General features: G+C 25.2%; 6 protein-coding genes. All 6 read left to right on the forward strand.

What is annotated here, in order from left to right; translation table 11 throughout:
- Positions 1-281 (forward strand): hypothetical protein (locus ACRC8M_RS09840; protein ID WP_438528985.1); only part of this gene is annotated, 281 nt, incomplete at its 5' end.
- A complete protein-coding gene (locus tag ACRC8M_RS09845; protein WP_438528986.1) occupies positions 282-404 on the forward strand; it encodes a hypothetical protein in 123 nt (40 codons plus the stop codon). It abuts the gene before it with no gap.
- Positions 405-428: 24 nt separating this feature from the next.
- Positions 429-617: a hypothetical protein gene (locus ACRC8M_RS09850; protein ID WP_332485856.1), complete on the forward strand. Its 189-nt coding sequence runs from the start codon at positions 429-431 to the stop codon at positions 615-617.
- A gap of 10 nt (positions 618-627) precedes the next feature.
- A complete protein-coding gene (locus ACRC8M_RS09855; RefSeq protein WP_438528987.1) occupies positions 628-1,194 on the forward strand; it encodes a hypothetical protein in 567 nt (188 codons plus the stop codon).
- A 111-nt stretch (positions 1,195-1,305) separates the two neighbouring features.
- The gene (locus ACRC8M_RS09860) at positions 1,306-1,839 is read left to right on the forward strand and encodes a hypothetical protein (protein WP_438528988.1); all 534 of its coding nucleotides are present in this window, start codon (positions 1,306-1,308) and stop codon (positions 1,837-1,839) included.
- An 80-nt stretch (positions 1,840-1,919) separates the two neighbouring features.
- Positions 1,920-2,291: a hypothetical protein gene (locus ACRC8M_RS09865; RefSeq protein WP_438528989.1), complete on the forward strand. Its 372-nt coding sequence runs from the start codon at positions 1,920-1,922 to the stop codon at positions 2,289-2,291.
- Positions 2,292-2,386: the final 95 nt, after the last annotated feature.

Below are 2,386 nucleotides of genomic sequence, written 5' to 3' on the forward strand. Positions count from 1 at the left end.
AAATAAGAGCAGAAAAAAGTGATTTTGGAAAAAAGATTACTTTTGATTTTCCAAAATCAGGATTAATGACAAATAGAAAAAAATGGGTAAAAGTTGAGAAATATGGAATGGAAATTCCTGAAAAAGAGATTATTTTATCGCAGGAAGTAGAACATATAAAGTTCTATGCTCTACTGGATAAAAGAGATATAGATAAGGGAGAAGAAGCAAAAATTATTGAAGGAGAGTATACAGGATATGCACCAATTATAATTTCAGAATACTCTAAAATTGGGGGTTAGATGAAGAAATTAATTATATTAGTTTTCCTAGTGTTATCAACACTAGGAGTGGCTAAAGATATGAAAATGGAAGTAGACAAAGCAGATGATAATACAATTGTAATTAGTATCAAGAAAAAATAATACCACTTAATGAGGAAAAATATTATGAATAGTGAAATTTTAAAGAATGTTTCAACAGTTGAATTAATAAAAGAACTTGAAAGAAGAAAAGGTGTGAAAAGTCTTAGTTTAGAAGATGAACAAATAATAATTTTAGGTGTTAGAGAGCTAAAGATTATTTTATCTAAACTTGAAGATTATCAAGAAAAAACTAAAAAAATAATAGTGGAATAGGAGAGAAATTATGGCTTATAAAATGAGATTAAAAACATATATGAATAATGAAAATGAAAAAAATAATCTGAATCCTTATCAAAAAGATTTTGATAAAAAAAATCTAGCACATGGGATGTGTGGAATGTATTTTAAACCAGTAGATATAGGTGTTGATGGATTAAATGATAATGAACCGTATTTCTATGTTGAATACGAAGAAATACAGGATGAAGATTTAGCTGAATATATGAAGAAAACCAAGAAAAAAACAAGAATATTAAAAGCGGTTATTAATGAAGTTGAACATCAAGATATGAAAATAAAAAAAATAGTTCCACTTTTTAATTTAGATCAAGGAGATTTAACAGAAGTATTAACAGGCGAATGGAGAGATGAAACATTTAGGTATTTATCTAAAGACAAAGAAAGATTTAGAAAGGATGGAGAAGACTACATCCAAGATATAAACGAAACCTTTAATTATCTAGTAGAAGTTGAATATTGGAAAGAGAATAGAATAAGGACAGATAATTTTGTTCTAAAAGAAATTGAAGATATGAGTTTCCTTTTAGATGAACTAAAAGAAAAGAATTAATGAGGTTAAATATGGAAAAATCTTATAAAGAAATAGAGAAAACAAATGATTGTGGAACAATTATAAAACAAAAGTTTAAGTGATTTTAAAACAAAAAAGGAGAGAATAAAAATGAATAAACAATATAAATTAGGTTATAGTAATTTGATTGTTACAGATAGCATTATAGATAGCAAAACATATGGGAAAATTGTAGCTTTAGAAAGTACGAGTGTATATGAAGTAATTTCTTTAAAAACAGGGAAAGAAGTGTTTTTTCCTGAACCTAATAAGGAGTTTCCTATTGGAGTGATGAATGGTAAAAAATTTTATATTCCATATTTTGTAAATGCTATATTTAATAGAAATGCTTCTAAGTATTTACAGCTAGGATATAGAAATTTTGAATTATTAACTGCTTTAGGGTACATAATAAAAGCTAAAAATGATGAAAACTTGTATCAAGTTCACATATTGACTGATAAACATGATGAAATAGAACTTATAGATATATCGGAAAAAGAGTTTTTAAATATAATTAGAGAGAATATTAATAATTTTGATAATAAGGATAATAAACCAGTTAAAATGCCTAGCTTTAAAACATATGAAGTATTAGGAAAAAAAATAAATATAATTCCTTTTACATCAGAAAAATTATTATAAAAGGGGCTTTAAACAATGAATATTAAATAGAGGTGGAAAAATGAAAAAATATAGGTTAAAAAATTAAAGGATGTGAAATTATGAAATATAAAAAAATAACATTATCTGAAGATGAAATAATAATACCTAAAAGTATTGCTAAAAAACTTATGTATTTATTAGGTGGAGCAATCATTCTTTTTAATTTAGGAGCTTTTGGATCAGATCATATTGAAAATAAAAAAATAAAAAAAATGATGATACCTGGTAATTTAATAGAGTTAAAAATACCTAAAAAATTAACTTTAAAAGAGAAAGAAAACTTAATATATAATGCAACAACAAAAGGATCTCAAAATACTTTAGCATTAATGTATTATAGTAACACCATTAATAAACTACAAGAAGAAGTTAATAACGGAGATTTAGAAGCAAAACAACAACTAGAAGAGTGGGAAAGCCTACTAAAATAGCTTAAATAAGGAGACGAAACGAATGAAGGTAAAAATAGACAGAATTAAATTTATAGAGGCTTTAAATGAAGGTGAGACATTTAAAACAGTAGAAG

Source organism: Cetobacterium sp., assembly GCF_051653945.1.
Lineage (GTDB): Bacteria > Fusobacteriota > Fusobacteriia > Fusobacteriales > Fusobacteriaceae > Cetobacterium_A.

Coding starts and splice junctions, on each gene's coding strand:
- ACRC8M_RS09865 (WP_438528989.1), top strand. CDS start 1,920: ATGAAATATAAAAAAATAACATTATCTGAAGATGAAATAATAATACCT.
- ACRC8M_RS09845 (WP_438528986.1), top strand. CDS start 282: ATGAAGAAATTAATTATATTAGTTTTCCTAGTGTTATCAACACTAGGA.
- ACRC8M_RS09850 (WP_332485856.1), top strand. CDS start 429: ATGAATAGTGAAATTTTAAAGAATGTTTCAACAGTTGAATTAATAAAA.
- ACRC8M_RS09860 (WP_438528988.1), top strand. CDS start 1,306: ATGAATAAACAATATAAATTAGGTTATAGTAATTTGATTGTTACAGAT.
- ACRC8M_RS09855 (WP_438528987.1), top strand. CDS start 628: ATGGCTTATAAAATGAGATTAAAAACATATATGAATAATGAAAATGAA.